Source organism: Paenarthrobacter sp. 10N417, assembly GCF_056394745.1.
In genome coordinates this window covers 213204-230646 of record NZ_JBFTIL010000001.1, presented here as the reverse complement: position 1 = coordinate 230646, position 17443 = coordinate 213204, and the positions used below count along the sequence as shown (strand labels likewise).

General features: G+C 61.3%; 14 protein-coding genes and 1 pseudogene. 12 read left to right on the top strand and 3 right to left on the bottom strand.

The window, feature by feature from the left end; genetic code table 11:
* Positions 1-2: 2 nt before the first annotated feature.
* The 4 genes from AC1DCM_RS00960 (at position 3) to AC1DCM_RS00945 (ending at position 4409) form a co-directional block, all read left to right on the top strand.
* Complete coding sequence (locus tag AC1DCM_RS00960) at positions 3-947, top strand: ABC transporter permease (RefSeq protein WP_442016876.1); 945 nt, start codon at positions 3-5, stop codon at positions 945-947.
* A 20-nt stretch (positions 948-967) separates the two neighbouring features.
* Positions 968-1837: an ABC transporter permease gene (locus AC1DCM_RS00955; protein WP_442016877.1), complete on the top strand. Its 870-nt coding sequence runs from the start codon at positions 968-970 to the stop codon at positions 1835-1837.
* 53 nt (positions 1838-1890) lie between these two features.
* Positions 1891-3504, top strand: coding sequence for a sulfatase (locus tag AC1DCM_RS00950; RefSeq protein ID WP_442016878.1), 1614 nt, complete (start codon positions 1891-1893; stop codon positions 3502-3504).
* Between the two features lie 65 nt (positions 3505-3569).
* The gene (locus tag AC1DCM_RS00945) at positions 3570-4409 is read left to right on the top strand and encodes an alpha/beta fold hydrolase (protein ID WP_477516973.1); all 840 of its coding nucleotides are present in this window, start codon (positions 3570-3572) and stop codon (positions 4407-4409) included.
* 575 nt (positions 4410-4984) lie between these two features.
* Here AC1DCM_RS00945 and AC1DCM_RS00940 read toward each other — a convergent pair.
* Positions 4985-5332, bottom strand: a pseudogene (locus AC1DCM_RS00940) (transposase); the annotation flags it as partial.
* Between the two features lie 34 nt (positions 5333-5366).
* Here AC1DCM_RS00940 and AC1DCM_RS00935 point away from each other — a divergent pair.
* From AC1DCM_RS00935 to AC1DCM_RS00920, 4 genes are all read left to right on the top strand, one after another.
* Complete coding sequence (locus AC1DCM_RS00935; protein WP_131134368.1) at positions 5367-6401, top strand: alpha/beta hydrolase; 1035 nt, start codon at positions 5367-5369, stop codon at positions 6399-6401.
* A 128-nt stretch (positions 6402-6529) separates the two neighbouring features.
* Positions 6530-6820, top strand: a complete 291-nt coding sequence (locus AC1DCM_RS00930; RefSeq protein ID WP_131134369.1) for an ArsR/SmtB family transcription factor — start codon at positions 6530-6532, stop codon at positions 6818-6820.
* Positions 6821-6976: 156 nt separating this feature from the next.
* Complete coding sequence (locus tag AC1DCM_RS00925; RefSeq protein WP_131134370.1) at positions 6977-8173, top strand: acetyl-CoA C-acyltransferase; 1197 nt, start codon at positions 6977-6979, stop codon at positions 8171-8173.
* 36 nt (positions 8174-8209) lie between these two features.
* A complete protein-coding gene (locus AC1DCM_RS00920; RefSeq protein WP_442016879.1) occupies positions 8210-9814 on the top strand; it encodes a long-chain-fatty-acid--CoA ligase in 1605 nt (534 codons plus the stop codon).
* A 190-nt stretch (positions 9815-10004) separates the two neighbouring features.
* Here AC1DCM_RS00920 and AC1DCM_RS00915 read toward each other — a convergent pair whose 3' ends face one another.
* Positions 10005-10190, bottom strand: a complete 186-nt coding sequence (locus AC1DCM_RS00915; RefSeq protein ID WP_442016880.1) for a hypothetical protein — start codon at positions 10188-10190, stop codon at positions 10005-10007.
* 249 nt (positions 10191-10439) lie between these two features.
* Between AC1DCM_RS00915 and AC1DCM_RS00910 the strand changes: the two genes are divergently transcribed.
* Both AC1DCM_RS00910 and AC1DCM_RS00905 read left to right on the top strand, forming a co-directional pair.
* Entirely contained in the window at positions 10440-11099 is a 660-nt protein-coding gene (locus AC1DCM_RS00910) for a CocE/NonD family hydrolase (protein WP_477517159.1), read from the top strand.
* Between the two features lie 33 nt (positions 11100-11132).
* Positions 11133-11615: an alpha/beta hydrolase family protein gene (locus tag AC1DCM_RS00905; RefSeq protein WP_442016881.1), complete on the top strand. Its 483-nt coding sequence runs from the start codon at positions 11133-11135 to the stop codon at positions 11613-11615.
* 584 nt (positions 11616-12199) lie between these two features.
* On the opposite strand, the gene AC1DCM_RS00900 is transcribed toward AC1DCM_RS00905, so the two are convergent.
* Positions 12200-13279: an extracellular catalytic domain type 1 short-chain-length polyhydroxyalkanoate depolymerase gene (locus tag AC1DCM_RS00900; RefSeq protein ID WP_442016882.1), complete on the bottom strand. Its 1080-nt coding sequence runs from the start codon at positions 13277-13279 to the stop codon at positions 12200-12202.
* Between the two features lie 1586 nt (positions 13280-14865).
* Between AC1DCM_RS00900 and AC1DCM_RS00895 the strand changes: the two genes are divergently transcribed.
* A complete protein-coding gene (locus AC1DCM_RS00895) occupies positions 14866-16386 on the top strand; it encodes an ABC transporter substrate-binding protein (protein WP_242633469.1) in 1521 nt (506 codons plus the stop codon).
* A gap of 59 nt (positions 16387-16445) precedes the next feature.
* Positions 16446-17387, top strand: coding sequence for an ABC transporter permease (locus AC1DCM_RS00890; RefSeq protein WP_131134376.1), 942 nt, complete (start codon positions 16446-16448; stop codon positions 17385-17387).
* Positions 17388-17443 lie beyond the last annotated feature (56 nt).

The following is a 17443-nucleotide window of genomic DNA, read 5'->3' as shown; positions in this document are numbered from 1 at the left end:
CGATGGGCAACTATCTGATACGCCGCTTGCCGGCGATGCTCGTGACGCTGTTCGCCGCGTCCATCCTCATCTTCCTCATCCTCCGTCTCGCCCCCGGCAGCCCCGCAGCCACCATTGCAGGACCTGATGCCAGCGCAGAGCAGATCCACGCCGTCGAAGAAAAGCTGGGGCTCAACGCCCCACTGCCCCAGCAATACGGAACATGGCTTATTGGACTGGTCACCGGCAATCTCGGCGTTTCGATCATCAACGACCAACCGATCACGACACTTATCGGCAGCAGGGTCGAGAGCACCCTGCTGCTGGCTCTCGCGGCCACGGTCCTTATGAGCCTTCTAGGAATAACACTTGGCGTGCTGGGCGGTTCCTCCCGCTCAGCACGGCTCCGGTCCTACCTCGATGCTTTCTACTCCGTCCTGCTGAGCCTTCCCACCTATGTCACCAGTGTCCTCCTGCTGGTCCTCTTCGGTGTCCTGATCCCCGTGCTGCCGATCAGTGGAGAAGCGACCTTCGAAGACGGCATCGGGGAAGTGCTCACATACCTCGTCCTCCCGGCCACCGCATTAGCCATCCCGCATGCAGCCGTCATCGGACGACTCCTGCAAAACAGCATGCAGGAGGCCATGCACGAGGACTACGTCCGCTTCGGCATCGCCAAAGGCCTTTCCCGGGCACGCATCCTCTGGCTACACGTCCTCCGCAATTCCATGGGCACCGCGATTGTGGCCATCGGCATCCGTTTCAGCGGACTGCTCGGCGGTGCCGTCGTCGTTGAGGCGCTCTTCAGCCGCAACGGTCTCGGTCAACTCATGATCGGCAGCGTCCTTTCACGCGACTACGTCGTGGTTCAGGACCTCATTATGCTCGCTGTCGCCATTGCCGTGATCGTCCAGGCTCTCTCCGAAGTTGCGCTGGCCAGCATGGACCCGCGCATCCGACTGAGCTGAACGAAAGGCAAACCCCACGCATGACTGCACCAACAGCCCACACAGCCGAAGACCTCGAACGTGGCCAAAGTATCGGCGGCAGGATTCGAGCCAGTGCCCTGCTGGGCACGTCCCGAGGCCTGGTCTCCACCATCCTCGCTGTCCTGATGATCGCCATCGCCATACTTGCCCCGGTCATCGCCCCCTACAGCTCTGACCAGCAAGGCGCCCAGTCCTTCCTTAGCCCCGGAGCCGGGAACCTGCTTGGAACCGACGAGTTCGGCCGCGACATCCTCTCCCGAGTCATCTTTGCCGTGCGCCTTGACCTGGTCCTTGCCGTGCTCGCGATTCCCGTCGGTGCCATCATCGGCACGCTCCTTGGACTGTCGGGGATCTGGGCGAAATCTCTGGGACAGGTCTCGGCCCGCGTCTTCGATCTGATCCTTGGCTTTCCCACCTTGATCCTGGGAATCGCGGTAGCGCTTCTTCTCACCCCGGGCCTTCCGGCGGTCGCTGTGGCGATCGCAATCATCAACATCCCGGTGTTTGGCCGGCTCGCCCGCGGTGGGATGCTGGCCCAGCTCAACCGCGATTACGTCATGGCGGCAAAGTCACTCGGCGCATCCAATACGCGTATTCTCCTCAAGCAGGTTCTGCCGAATATCCGCGGAGCCCTCCTCGTGCAGTCGGCGATCTCCATCGCCGACGCAGTCTTCATCGAAGGCGGCCTCAGCATCCTCGGACTGGGAGTCCAACCCCCGACGCCATCCCTCGGCGGATTGGTCCAAAGCGGACTGCCATACATCACCACCTCCCCGATGTACGTCCTTGGACCCACGATCGCCCTCGCCCTCATCATCCTCGGATTCGGGCTCCTCGCCGACACTCTGAACAACCGGTCCGAGACGTAGACCGGACCCACGGCAACCGCCCAATTCCTCCGGTCAAGTAAGGAGAGCAAGTCTTGAAGGTCATTATGGTCATGTTCGATAGCCTCAATAGGAGGTTCCTGCCACCGTACGGAGGTGACTGGACCGAAGCCCCGAATTTCTCCCGCCTTGCCCGCCGCGCCGCCACCTTCGATAACTGTTACGCCGGCAGTATGCCCTGCATGCCCGCCCGCAGGGAACTTCACACCGGACGTTACAACTTTCTCCACCGCTCCTGGGGACCGCTCGAGCCATTCGATGACTCGATTCCCGAAATGCTCAAGGAGAACGGGGTGTATTCCCACCTTGTCACCGATCACCAGCATTATTGGGAGGACGGCGGAGCGACCTATCACAGCCGATACTCCAGCTTCGAGTTCTTCCGCGGACAAGAAGGAGACCCGTGGAAAGGCCAGGTGCAGGATCCGCCGGGAATCCCGGGCGACCTCAAACGGCAACGCGATAGCACCTACCGCCAAGACCTGGTCAACCGGCAGTACATGAAGAACGAGGCCGATCACCCCCAGACCCGCACCTTCGATGCAGGACTTGGATTCATTACAACCAACAAGGACAGCGACAACTGGTTTCTTCAGATCGAGACCTTTGACCCCCACGAGCCCTTCTTCAGCTACGACCAATACCGCAAGTACTACGAACATGAATACACCGGCCCGCACTTCGACTGGCCCGACTACAAACGCGTAATCGAAACCCCTGAACAGGTCCAGCATGCCCGTTCCGAGTACGCCGCACTGCTCACCATGTGCGACCGTTCCCTGGGACGGGTCCTTGACGCCATGGATGAACACGCCATGTGGGAAGACACCCTCTTGCTCGTGTGCACGGATCATGGATTCCTACTCGGCGAGCACGGATGGTGGGGGAAGAACGTTCAGCCCTGGTACGACGAAACCATCCGCACCCCCCTGTTCGTCTGGGATCCACGGTCCGGAATAAAGGACCAACGACGGGAAAGCCTTGTTCAAACAATCGACCTGGGCCCCACCGTGCTGGATGCCTTTGGCATTCCCCCCACCAGCGACATGCAAGGCCTCTCACTCTCCGAAACCGTGCGCCGTGACTCCCCGGTGAGGGAATCAGCGCTCTTTGGAATATTCGGTGGCCACGCGTGCATCACCGACGGCCGGTACGTCTACATGAGAGCAAGCGTTGATGAGTCGAATGAGCCCCTGTTCGAGCACACCCTGATGCCGAACAACATGCGTCAGCGGTTCCCCGTCGAAGTGCTGCGCCAAGCCGAACTCGTCGAACCGTTCCCCTTCACCAAAGAAGCCCCACTACTGAGGATGCCCGGAGAGTCCGTGACCAGTCCTTGGGCGTACGGAACACTTCTGTTTGACCTCCAGGAGGACCCCCACCAGCAGCACCCGATCATCGACGACACCCTGGAACAAATGATGGCCGAAAAGCTCCGCGACCTTCTGGTCGAATCCCAGGCGCCGCCCAGCCAATTCCACCGGCTCGGCCTTCCTCCGAACGGACCCCTAACCCAAGACGACCTTCTCATCAGAAGACACTGGGCACAGACGGCCTCCACGAGTTCGGGGCTGGGCGGACGGGCACAGTTTCCACAGGGAGCGGCTGTGGCAGAAGCCCCGCCACAAATATTCGCCAAAAAACTATGAGTCCAGTTGGACGAACACAACTAGTTCCTAACCGATGAAAACCCACCCCACTGGAAGGTCATGAATTGACTCAGGCAACGACGCCTCACGGCGTGCATCTCGAGTACGACACATTCGGAGACTCCGAGAACACACCTATGCTCCTCATCCAAGGATTAGGGGCTCACATGCTGGGCTGGCACGTCGACTTCTGCCGCGAGCTAGCAGGGCATGGATTCTTCGTTATTCGGTTCGATAATCGCGATGTAGGTCTCTCGGATAAATTTCCGGACCAGCCCTATGGTCTGGCTGAGATGGCGAACGACACGGCCGGCCTTTTGGAGGCACTGGGTATTGAGGCCGCGCACGTTGTAGGTCAATCGATGGGAGGCATGATCGCCCAACAGCTCGCCACCCACTTTCCATCTCGCGTCCTATCCCTCGCCCTTATCTACACCACTCCAAATATTGAGCACCTAATTGGTGCCCAGAGGCTAAAAGAGCGGTCAGAAAACCCACCCGCAACCAATCGCGAGGAAGCCGTCGAGATGCATGTCCGATATCAGGAGCCTTGCGCCGGGCCAGCGTACCCAGCCGATATTGACTGGCTCCGCACCCTCGGAGGACTCATGTATGAACGAGACTACTATCCAGATGGCGCCGAGCGGCATCGACAGGTCATAACAGGGGTGAAAGATATGCGTGACGATCTAGCCCGCATCAGAGTTCCAACGACCCTCATTCATGGTGATTCCGACGCAGTTATAGATATGGGAGGGTCCCTGGCCATTGCCGAAGTAGTTCCCCAAGCCACGCTTGTGATCTACCCGGGCATGGGCCACCAGCTTCCACGTCCGTTGTGGCCAGACATTGTCGCCCGCATCGCCGAAAACACAACATCGGAAGAGCCCGGACGCGGAAGCTGACAACACACATGGAGCATAGGCAAGCGGTGCCACTCTTATCACGTCTAATGAGAGCTTCGAGACGCCGGTATTTGACATTTCATCAAGCCATATGCCGTGTTTACCGCCATCAAAACCTTACGCCCGAGAGAACTTCGCGCTCCTCCAACACGTGCACGAAAGAATGTCTGGCAGCCAATTCGGCGACCTGAACTGCACTCCCTAAGGGGTAAATTCATGGAAACTTATACCGCCAAACCCTATTCTCGGTTCGTCTCAATAGCTCGGCGTCAAGACTTGGAAGCTGCACTGGATAAGGCCGTCTATCGGGCAATTGCTGAAGCCATAGTTTCCCCATCCGGGGCATACTCGTAACCCGGCACGACGACAAGTCGTTCACGGTGGCACTGAGCGACTCTGTTCCGTTCGGCGCTACCCGCGAGCTGGACCTCAGGGAAAAACTAGGTTCGGCACCCAAGGCCGAGCCTCCTCGTTCTCCGACGAGCCGGCCACGCTACTAAACAGCAAGGATTAAGAATCGAATGTGTGGACGATCGGGATTGTCCGTCGCGCGGTGTGTGGGTCCGGCGCTTTCATTATTGGGTGGCTCCTTCGAACCGACCGGCGAAGGTAATCGCGAACGCGTTCAGCGCAGGCTTCCACCTCATCACCAAACGTGCCCGATCGCCGCCGCGCGGTTCAAGAGACCTGGTGACCAGATACAGGCATTTCAGAGCAGCGGCCTCGTTTGGAAAGTGCCCGCGGCCCCCACGGTCCGCCGGTAGCGGGCATTGATGGACTCGATCGCATTCGTTGTGCAGATCACCCGCCGGATCTCCACGTCGTACTCCAAGAACGCCACGAACATTGCGCAGAAGGACTCCCCAGAGGCGCACGATTGCCGGATCTCGCTGGCCCCAATCGGCCGTGAACTCGGCGAACCGGTCCCGCAAACCATCCACGACCAAGGACGTCACCATGCCAATCGATCCGATCCTCGCCCAGTTCCTGCCGAGGCCTGCGCTCGAAGCCGGGACAGACTTCACGAATCTGCGCGAACAGCATAATGCCGACGGGGACGCGATGACGCTCCAAGTCGCGGAACCGGGGCCAGAGGTAGCCGACCGTCGGGTGGTCACGATTCCCGTCGCGGACGGCACGATCGAACTGATCGTCTTCCGTCCAACACTGGAGGAAGCACTCCCCGCCCACATATACATCCACGGTGGCGGATGGGTGGCCGGTACGGCGCACAGTCTGATCGTCGACATCGTGTGCCGGGAGCGAGCGGTCGGAGCGCATTGCGTCGCCATCGCGGTCAACTACCGCAAGGCGCCTGAATTCCCGTACCCCATCGCTCTCATGGACTGTGAAGCTGCCCTGACCTGGGTGCACGAGCACGCAGAAGAAATCGGTGTAGACCTCTCAATCATCACTGTCGGCGGAGGCTCCGCCGGCGCGAACCTCGCCGCTGCCCTGACCCTCAAGGCTCGGGATAACCGTGGCCCGAAGATCGCGTTCCAGCTGCTCGAGGTTCCCGCCCTCGACTTGACCCTTTCGCTGCCCTCCCACTTGGACCCGGATCTAGGCACGAACTACGCACTCCATCGTTCAGACGGCGATGTGCTGATCGATGCCTACCTCGGCGAAGATGGCGACCGGCAGGATCCCTATGCCTCTCCCCTTTATGCGGGGAACTTCAGCGGGCTCCCGCCGGCACGGATTCTATCCGCTGAATTCGACATGCTCAGGGACGATGGCGGCGAGTACGCCCAACGGCTCCGCGAAGCAGGGGTCCCAGTCGAGTTCACCCTCGAGCCGGGACATGTGCACAATTCAGCTAGTTTCACGAAGATCATGCCAGCAGCACGTGCGTGGCGTGAGTCCGCCGTCGCTGCCCTTCGAGCTTTCTTCTGGTCAACGGAACCCCGACCATCCGGTGGCGAGGAGTTCCAGGAGCTTGAAGACGAGCTCAACTTCACCACTTCCGCCGCACTCCAGCAAGAACTCTGAGCAGATCGCCGAGGCGCCTTTTCGGTGGCCGAGAGCGACCAGCGGGTGACGCAGGAATCCGCCTGCGGCACCCACAACCCAATAGACCGCCCATCCGTTCTGCGAGGTCTAAGAAGAAGGGAACAGGGATGTTCGCGAGCCATATCCTTCACCAGATGGCATCAAGCCCTGCCAGGTCCCGCGTCCTGCGGCTACTCTTCGAAGGACCACAGTCGCCGGGCACCATCGCAGCCGCACTCAACATAGCCCCAGGGACCGCATCCAATCACTTGGCAGCACTGCACGGACTCGGTCTGGTCACTGCCGAAGCGTGTGGACGCAGGCGGTTCTACTCGGCTGTTCCCAATGGCGCCCAAGCTCTGCTCGAAGAAATCCGTGGGCCTGCCAATGACCCTGCTGCCGACCTCGATAGGAGGTGAAGGATCCCGCAAGGAGCCGAATATATCGGACCTGGTCGCCCTGCCCGTTAAGCCGATTCATCGCCGGACGCGCCGCGTTCGCCTGAACAACACATCCGCAATGCTGCGGAACCCCGTTCCACCCCACGCTTACTACCCCATCCCAAAGGCAACCCCATGACCTCAGGCAACAATGTTCCCGTCATTCTCGGCGGCGCGCGTACCCCCTTCGGACGCTTCCGCGGCGGACTCGCCTCCCTCTCCGCCAGCGACTTGGGCGCCCATGCCATCCGCACTGCGCTGGAACGCTCCGGCGTCGCCGCGCACCAGATCGAAGCCGTAATCATGGGGCAGGTCATCCAGGCCGGGGCAGGCCAAGGCCCCGCCAGGCAGGCAAGCCTCGTCGCCGGCATTGGCTGGGACGTGCCCACCGTGACGGTCAACAAGCTTTGCCTCTCCGGTCTCACAGCCGTGATCGACGCGGCTCGGATGATCCGGGCCGGTGAGGCCGACTTCGTCGTGGCCGGAGGCCAGGAATCCATGACCAACGCCCCGCACCTGGTCAAAGGCATTCGCGGAGGCGTCACCATCGGCGACACGCCCATGGTGGACTCCCTGAACCATGACGGCTTGCAGGATCCCTTCAGCGGTGAACTGATGGGCACCGCCACGGACGCCGGAAACACCACCCGCGGCATTAGCCGTAAAGAACAGGACGAGGTCGCCGCCCGCTCCCACCAACGCGCCGACGCCGCCCGCACGGCCGGAATCTTCGCCGAGGAAATCGCCCCCCTCGAAATTGCACAGCGCAAGGGGCCGGCCTTGGTGCTCGACTCCGATGCGGGCATCCGTCCGGGAACGACGGCGGAGCTGCTGTCCCAGCTCAAACCCGCCTTCGCGAAGGGCGGGGAGGCGACCATCACCGCCGGTTCCTCATCTCCGCTCTCCGATGGAGCCGCAGCGGTGATCATCGCCAGCAAGGCGGCAGCCCAAGCGGCCGGCCTGGAATGGATCGCCGAAATCGGCGCCCACGGACAGGCGGCCGGCCCCGATGCCTCCCTGCACTCCCAGCCCTCCCGGGCCATCGAACACGCCCTCAAGCGTGAAGGGCTCGCCGCCGAAGACCTGGACCTTATTGAGATCAATGAAGCTTTTGCCGCCGTCGTCATCCAGTCCGCCAGGGACCTCGGAATCAGCACGGACCGCATCAACACCGAGGGCGGCGCCATCGCGCTCGGACATCCGGTAGGCGCCTCCGGTGCCCGGCTGGTCCTCCACCAGGCGCTGGCACTCAAGCGCCGCGGCGGCGGCACCGGCGTCGTTGGCCTTTGCGGCGGCGGCGGACAGGGCGACGCCCTGGTCCTGAAGGCATAAACCAACTGCACTATCCCTAACCAAGGACAATCCACCATGACAAACCCGCCAGCCAATGACGGCTACGGCACCATCTCCGCCGCGGCCATCCTCGCCGAGGCTGCGGCTCGCATTCCGCACGTTACCGCCCTCGTCGTCGGGGATGAAGAGACCACCTACGGGGAACTCTGGGAGCAAACCCGCGGCTACGCCGGGGCACTGCGTGCCCGCGGCATCGGACCGGGAGACCCCGTCGCCATCCTCATCCCCAACGTGGCGGACTTCGCCCGCGTCTACTACGCCGTCCTCGCGCTCGGAGGGGTCGTGCTCCCCATCCACGCGCTGCTGAAGGGCAGCGAAATCGAGTACGTGCTGCGCGACAGCGGAGCCAGGCTGCTGATCTGCGCCGCCCAACTGCTCGGCGAGGGCGCCCCAGGCGCCGCAGCGGCCGGCGTCGAGGTGCTGACAGTACTGGCACCGGAGAGCGCTGAACGTCCCGCCCGCCTGGAAGCCGAAGTAGCGGCCGCAACCCCCATCCAAAGCTATGTCCCGCGCAGCGCACAGGACACCGCGACCATCCTGTATACATCCGGGACCACCGGGAAACCGAAAGGCGCCCTCGGGACGCACTTCGCCCTGGTGGAACAGGTCAATGTGCTGCTGACCGGCACTTTCGACCTCCGGCACGGCGATAAAGTGTTCGGCGGCCTGCCGCTCTTCCACACCTTCGGCCAGACCTGCGTGCTCAACGCCGGCCTGCGCGCCGGCGCCACCATCGTTTTGTGCCCCCGGTTCACCGGGGAGGCCGCGCTGCGGCTGCTGCACAAACACGAAATCAACGTGTTCTTCGGCGTGCCCACCATGTATGTGGCGCTGCTCGAAGCCGCCAAGGCCAATCCAACCCGGCCCCAAGGACTTCGCTACGGAATCTCCGGCGGCTCCTCGCTGCCAGTAGCCGTACTGGAAAAATTCCGTGAGCACTTCGGGGCGGAGATCCACGAAGGCTACGGCCTGACCGAGACCTCCCCGGTAGCCAGCTTCAACCACGTGGGCACAACACCGAGACCCGGTACCATCGGCACCCCCATCTGGGGTGTCGATGTCGAGATCGCCCGTCCGGAAATCACCGACAGCATTGAACTGCTGCCCCGTGGCGAACTCGGAGAACTGGTCGTGCGGGGCCACAACCTGTTCAAGGGCTACCTGAACCGCCCCGACGCCACCGCCGAAGCCGTCGTGGAGGGATGGTTCCGCACCGGAGACCTCGGAGTCAAGGACAGCGACGGCTACCTGAGCATCCTGGACCGCAAGAAGGACATGATCATCCGGAACGGCTACAACGTCTACCCACGCGAAGTCGAAGAAATTCTCAACCAACACCCCCAGGTAGTCAGTGTCGCCGTCTTTGGCGTTCCCCATGAGGTCCACGGACAGGAAATAGCCGCCGCAATCGTTCCAGCCCCGGGCAGCACCATCACAGCGGACGAACTCGGCGCTTACGCAAAAGAGCGGCTGGCAGCCTACAAATACCCCCGCATCATCGAACTCATGACCGAACTGCCACTGGGCCCCAGCGGGAAGATCCTCAAACGCGAACTCGCCACCCACTATGCAGAAAACCCAGCCTCCCCTGCTGTCCTTCCGGAAAGCGCAACAAATTGAGCTACACCGATTACCGGGAACTGGCCGGACACGCCCCCACGAGACCATCATCCAGTCCCGACTGCGCGAGATCCCGCTCCCAGGAGCAGGGACCTGAGGAAAAACCAGGGGCGGGACTTCGCTTTCCTGCCGTGTTGCCGCAGGTACTCTCCTCGGTCGTCGCTGGCGGCCACATCACGTGGCTCGGAGGCTACCCGGCCCCCTTGATCTTCGGCACGCTCTGCGCTGCCGTCGCCGGAATCATGGCGATGCGCGCATCCTGTCCGTTCTCTGACATACAAACCACCGCTCTTGAAAGAACCGTCTGCATGACGATCACGATGAGGAAGGTATGTACAAAGATGTTCAATTTTCTGCCCACCGGCGCGAGGGCCACGTCAGGCTCACACACGGTTCCCCGAAAGCCTGTCGGGGAGCGCCTTAGCGACCTGCTCTTCCGCGGTCGACGACGACCACCCAGGTCCATGGATGGAGGAAGGCGTCTAACCACGGCCCCAAGGCTACGGACGGTGACCAAAGTTGTCGCCATGGTCACCGCAGGCCTCCTAGTAGCAGGGACTGCCGTACCCGCCGCCCATGCCGATGTCGGCTTCTCGGTGCAGACTCTGCATTCAGGGTCACAGGCCTGCAGAACGGATCCAGCTGTGACATCATTGGTGACCTCTACCTCCCTTACGCGAGCCGCACGAAGCGGGTTCCCGCGCTGCTGATGACCAACGGTTGGGGTAACTCGAAGGACACGCAGGATCCGGCCAATCTCGCCATGGTTTTCGCCAGGCGCGACTACGCAGTGCTTGCATACTCGGGGCTCGGGTTTGGCGGTTTGAGCTGCTCAGTGACCCTCGACGATCCGGGCATCGACGGCCAAGCTGCCAGTCAGCTCGTCAGCTACCTCGGGGGCGCCCCGGCGATCGCCTACACTAACGCGGCTCACACGATTTCCGCACCTCCGCTCAACGTCGTCGTCCACGACCAAAAGGACCTTGATGGCATCGCCCGGGCCTACGACCCGCGGGTCGGTATGTTAGGTGCCTCCTATGGCGGTGCGATCCAGTTTGCAGCGGCAAGCGTCGACCATCGCATCGATGCGATCATTCCCATCGACACGTGGAACGGTCTGCCCTCCGCACTCGCTCCGAACAGCACCGCCCAGACTGCGGGTGTCACAGCCTCCACTCCGGGAGCGGCGAAGTCTGTCTGGCTTGCCAGGCTGTTCGCAGTAGCAGAAAAGAGTTACCTCACTAGTCCAGTGGATCCGTCGACCATTGATTCCTGCCCTGGCTGACCGACGTCTTCTGCTCGGCGGTCAACTCCGGTCTTGCGACGGGCTACTTCCCACCGGACGTTACGGGCGCTCTCGAACGCATCTCGGTGGCCTCCTTCTACTCAAGCATCAAAGGCACCGGCGATGCTGGTCCAGGGAGAACACGACTCCTTGTTCCCGCTCAACCAGGCCGTTGCCACGTACCAGGCCCTGAAGAGGCAAGGCACACCGGTGAAGATGATGTGGATCTCACATGGCCATGACAGCACCAGCATGGACGCTCCCGGAGAGCTCACAAAGAGCAACCCCAGTTTCACTACCGACTACGTCATGGTCCGCTTCGCTTACTGGTTCGACCACTACCTCAAGGGAGGCCCGAAAAATACAGGGCCCGAGTTCGAGTACATGCGCGACTGGGTCGCCTTCGCCGGCTCGGCCGCCCCGCCTACGGCAGCGCATCCTCCTACCCAGTGGCGAACGCCCTCAACCTATATCTGGCGGGCAGCGGAACACTCGCCTCCAACCCGGACGCTGTAGTGAATGGCACACAAGAATGCCTCGCACCTGCAGCCGGCGTCCCCACCGTCATCGAACCGCTCAACGCAAGCAATGCCGCCTCCACACTGGCAGGCGGGCACCGATACCCGCACCGAAAGCAGATGTCCCAGGCACAACGGCCACATGGACGACCCCGACAGGAGCCCCTGCCGTCGTGCGCGATCTCGCCGGCAGGGCCCTCCCTGGCTGCTGCCCGCAGTCGGGCCGCCGCAACACCGCGCGGACGCTCGCCTCCGGCAAGGCGGTTGATCCGGCCCGCCATAACTTCTAGACCACGGTAAAAATTGAAATTTCGGCTCAGGGCTCCGAGTGGATGAATCGACTCGAGGAGGACACCCGAGGGACCGTGGCTGTACCAGCAACGCGCGCAGTTCAAAAAATTTGGCATGTTCGTCGCGCATCGTGAAGATGGCGTTGATGCTTGCGGAACCGCCCGGAGACAAGGGGCAGCGGGAACCGCCCTGTCGGGAGCGCCACATGGCTGGCTGATCCGACAAACTGCAGCCGGGGTGACTATCGATGCGACAGTCACCCCGACTGCTTTTTCCCACCGCCGTTGCTTCTTATCCGCGGCGCTGGTGTGATTTGAAGAAGTCCCACATCGTCTGGGATGCGTTGATCTCCGGGGTCGAGTAACCGGCGCCGTAGGCTTCGAAGGGAACAGCGCTGCCCGGCCAGGTGTGGCCACCATTGGCAACTTCGTAGAGCACTACGTCGGCCTGCTTCGAGCACTTGCTCCAGGTGTACTGCTTGACGTCGGGGCTGTACTGGGTGACAACAGGACCTACACGACAATCGTTCAAGTGAGCCCATTCCTGCGCGGCGGCCTGCGTGCTGTAACCCCAGCGCGGATCGGTATTGCCCTGATACGGATTGACCGGATCCGCGGTGCCATGGAAGGTCACCACCGCAACCGGATGAGTCGGCTCGCAGGTGCCCGGCGCGGGCACCAAATAGTCCGGCGCGGCGCTGCGTCCTGCACGAAGCCCGGCCACCGGTGCGATGGCCGCGAAAACATCGGATGCCTCGCATGCCAGTGCTGATGCCATGCGCCCACCACCGGAATAACCGGTCGCGTACACCCGGCGTCCATCCACGCACGCGGCACCGTCTATCTGTTTGACTACGGCTCGTAGGAACGCCACATCATCACGTGCGTCAGGGGATGGCAAATTGCCCAGCGTGAGTGGGACCCCCGGCACGTTCCATCCCCAGGTGGCTCCGGATGGTCCATCTGCTGCGAAGGGAATGTTCCCCTCCGGGGTGGCGACGATGAAGCCTTCCGCATCTGCGATCTCCGCGAGTCCGGATACGTAGGACTGTGAGGCGGCATTGCTATCGGACCCATGGAGGTCAAGCACAAGGGGGAGCTGCTTATGCGAAGGAGCGGAGGGCACGTGCACCTGCACGTTGAACGGCTCACCGCCGAAATCCACCACAAAGTTGGAGCTGCCGATGGGTAAGGCACGGGTGCACGCCGACGGGCCGTTGCCCGCAGGTTGCCCGGCGCTCGAGGCAGGGGCAGCGGTGGCAGCGGGCACGGTGAGCAGACTCCCGATGGAGACGGCGACGGCTACCGTCGCACTGACGAGCGCTTTGCGTGCCGCTGACCCCCGTGTGAGGGATATTTTCCGAACCGACATATGATCTCCTTTGGTCACGCGATGTATGTGAATGTCAATCAAGGCGGGCGCAGAGGTGCATGAGCTGGCTCATGACATTGAGGTCCAGCGGAAAAGACCCGACAATTTGCATGCTTGATTTTATAAATCAATCAAAACTTGCGCGCGCTAGTCCTGAAGGTACGCTCTCCTGAGCCAGCTGACAACCGTGCGTTCTTCCCAAACAGCTTGACGATGAAGTCTTCGATGGACACACAGCCAGGCGATCTTCCCGCCGCATCGCAACCTCTCAGGCGACGTTTGTTGTCGGAATGATCGTGTGTAGAGCCTGGTCTTCGTCCGTGTCCAACGATTTCGTCCGATTCCCCTGCCAGCCTCCTACGCGCCTAGTTAAAGCCGAAAAAGGGAAATTCCGCCAACCTGGGGGTTTCTCGACCTGCCCGCCTCCCCACGCGGATAGTCGCGCCCCACCTGTTGTCAAACACCCAGCGTTCGACCTTGTCTGCGCCTGCCGTTCCTACCCACGAAGAAGGCTTGGGCCGGGAGGACTGTGACAGCAGACAGGTCGTTGGCTGCGAAGACAAAAGGCGGTCAGCTCAAGGGAGGACATTTAACGGGACAGCCATGTCTCGCGCCCGGAGTTTCGCCTTGCTTTGCTCCAATGTACCGGCACCCCAAAACTCATACGCGTGAGATCGGTGCCAGTGTCGGGTCACCCGCAGTGGGCGGCCTGTTCGTAAGCCGTCTCACCGAAGCCTCGGCACGAGAAGTCATGACGCCGGCAGCTCTGCCCCAGTTGCACACTCTTCTCCCAATCGAAAAGGCCGGGTGGTCGCTAATAGGCGCTGAACCAACGACGGTCACGACAACGGAGCCAGGACCACCAGCATCTGAGGGACCGCCCCTGGCAGGCGGTCCCTCAGATCGTTCATACGGCCTGATGCTTGTCTTGTGAGGAACGGGGATTCCAGTCCTGTGCGCTGATATTCGCCGCGGTTACGTCGTCGTCATACACCCCGATTCCCGTCATCCCCGCGTGCGCCTCCGCCCCCGCGATGCGCTGTCGTGTTTAATTCCTGCCGGGCCGGGCCCCATAGGAGCCGAGCCCTGAGCCTTTGCAAGCGTCACCGGCGCGTCAAGCCCTGGCGAGCCAGCCGTCACCTCCATCGTCGCCGCTCGTGTGTCCGGTTAGGCTGGACGGCCACAAACACTTTCCGGTATGCATCGAATTCATCAAAGAGCACGGCCGCTTCAGGCGCGCAAGCCACCATCACGCCCGGTCGTGCCGCAACCCGCACGACTGGAGGGAGGTAGGGCACGTCCTGGCGACGTTGTTGGTCCTAGACGTTCCGTCTGTCGCAACCCTCTGCGCGCGGGGGACAGTGCATCGCCCGCTGCTAGCTGACCACGGCCACTACGAGGTCGACTCAGGAGCACCCGCTACGCCCGGGTGTGAGAAATTTCACGTCTTAACTTGCGCGCGCTAACTGGCGTCCGTATAGTCGGATGAGCTACGCAGATAGCGCGCGCTAGCGTGTGCGTACATCGCGCGACGCCGACGGCCTCGCCGGTAGCCATCCAAAGCAGACAAGGAAGTCAACGTGAACATGAGATACAGGCGTCTCGCGGCGGTTGTTGCCGCTGTTACAGCGCTCGCGCTCGGAGGATGTTCCTCCACAGGTGACACCGGACCAGATGCAAATAAATCCGCGATTAAGACGCTTCGGTTGCCACTCTCAACCGCGCCCGGGAACTTCCAGATCGGGAACTGGCCAGGCGGCGAGGCCTACATGTTCCTCTCGGTGTACGACACCCTTGTCGGTCGCGGCCTCGACGGAAGCGTCGTCCCTGCGGTTGCAGAGTCGTGGAAATACTCGGAGGACCAGAAGACACTGACGTTCAAGATTCGTGAGGGTATGACCTTCACAGACGGGGAGCCCGTCGACGCCAATGCGGTTGTGGCCTCGCTCGAGGTGGCCAGAACAGGCCCCGCCTCGGCCAGTTCCCTTACAAAGATCGCCGGTGTGGAAGCTCCGGATGAGTCAACTGTGGTCCTGGACCTGTCTGAACCGGATGCGGCGCTACTTCCCATCCTGAGCAGCAATATCGGGGGCATCGGTTCTCCGAAGGTACTCACCGATGAGAGCTCGAAGCTAAAGCCCGTCGGATCCGGACCCTACGTCATCGATGACGCTGCAACCACAGTTGGCGCTGTCTACACCCTGAAACGCAACCCTGGCTACTGGAACTCCAAGGCATACCCTTACGACACCGTTGAGTTCCGTGTGATCGAAGACCCGGTTGCACAGCAGAACGCGATGCAGGCCGGCCAGCTGGATTTCGTCAACATCTCCGCTGACCAGAGGAGCCAGTTTCCTGAGGACAAGTTCACCGTTGGAGAAGGCACACCATCGGGTATCGCCGCGCTGTGGTTGATCGACCGAAACGGGGACATCATTCCCGCACTGAAAGACAAGCGCGTCCGCCAGGCAATTAACATGGCGTTCGATCGATCACTGATCGCGAAGTCTCTCGGTGAAGGCGGCACCTACCCCTCCAATCAGTTGGTGAGTCCACGCGGCAAGGTCTTCAGTGAAGATCTTTTGAAGGTCAATGACTACGATCCCAAACAAGCCAAAGCGCTTCTGGCCGAAGCCGGCTACGCCGACGGGTTTGAGATGAAAATGCCCAGCACTGCCCTGACGACGACCTACGAGTCAGCGATCGCGCAGGCGCTCGGTGATATTGGCATCACAGTGACGTGGGAACCCATCCAGTTCCAGGATCTGTTCCCCAAGATTTTTGCGGGTAACTACGGTGCGTACTTCTTCTACAACGGCCTCACAAGCAATGATGCCCAGGACTTGGCGGGAAGCCTGGTCGGAATCTTCAACCCCTCCAACAACACGTCTCCCGAGTTGACCGAGCTTATGAAGGCTGCGAACAGCGCACCTATTGAGAAACAGGCCGATGCATTCCGAGCGGTCAACGAGTACCTGGTAGAGGATGGCTGGGCTGCACCGATCGGCTACACCTCGGGGTTCTACGCCACGACGAAGGATGTCAAGTACACCCCGCCCTTGGTAAATGGACAGACTGTCCTGCCCTTCGCCCCGGCAGGTTCATAGAAACATCAGTTAGGTGGCGTGGAGCGTCGCTCCACGCCACCCTTCATAGGAGCGAATGAATGTTCTCTTTCATGATTCGGCGATTAGGGCATGGCGTGGTCTTGATCCTCATCGTTACTGCAATCACGTTCTTTCTTACGTACGGCGCGGGTATCCCTGTAGCCACCAACATCCTCGGTAAGAACGCAACACCTGAAGCAATCGCCAAGTTGGAAGCCCAGCTGGGCCTTGACCTTCCAATGGGTCAGCAGTACCTCAACTGGCTTATCAATGCGGTGCAGGGGGATTTGGGCCGGTCGTATTTCTCGAATGAACCCGTGGTGGATGCCATGGCAACGCGGCTGCCGGTCACGCTGTCCATAGTCTTCGTCGCTGCCGCCCTCATGCTGATCCTCAGCACAATCCTCGGGGTGGCCTCGGCCGCACGTCCGGGCATCCTTGACAACATCCTGCAATTCATCTCGGTAATTACCTTCATTTTCCCGACATTGATCCTCGGTCTCGGAATGGTATTTCTCTTCGCGGTCTCCTTGAAATGGGTTCCAGCAGTCGGCTATACGGACCTGAGTGATTCGCCAACGCGTTGGTTCGCGGGAGTCATTCTGCCCGCCATCGTCCTGGCAATCGGCGGGATTGCAGCCCTCGCCGCCCAAATCCGCGGTTCGATGATCGACGAGCTTGAAAAGGACTACATCAGGACGTTGCGCAGTAGAGGAGTACCCGAACGCTCACTGTTGTTGAAGCACGCACTGCGAAACGCTGCCAGCCCAGCCTTCACCACCTTCTCCCTTCAATTCATCGGCATGTTTGGAGCAGCTCTCTTCGCCGAGAAAATTTTCGCTCTGCCGGGGTATGGAACATATGGCTACCAAGCGACCGTCACCGGAGACCTTCCTGCGCTCCTTGGCGCATCCCTCTTCGGAATCCTTATCGTCGTTGTTGTCAACCTCCTGGTCGATCTTGCCAACGGCTGGCTCAACCCCAAAGCGAGGCTCACATGACAGTCCCCGAACGCCAGGCAACCCTCGATGCAAATCACGTTGAAGAACGTCGCAAA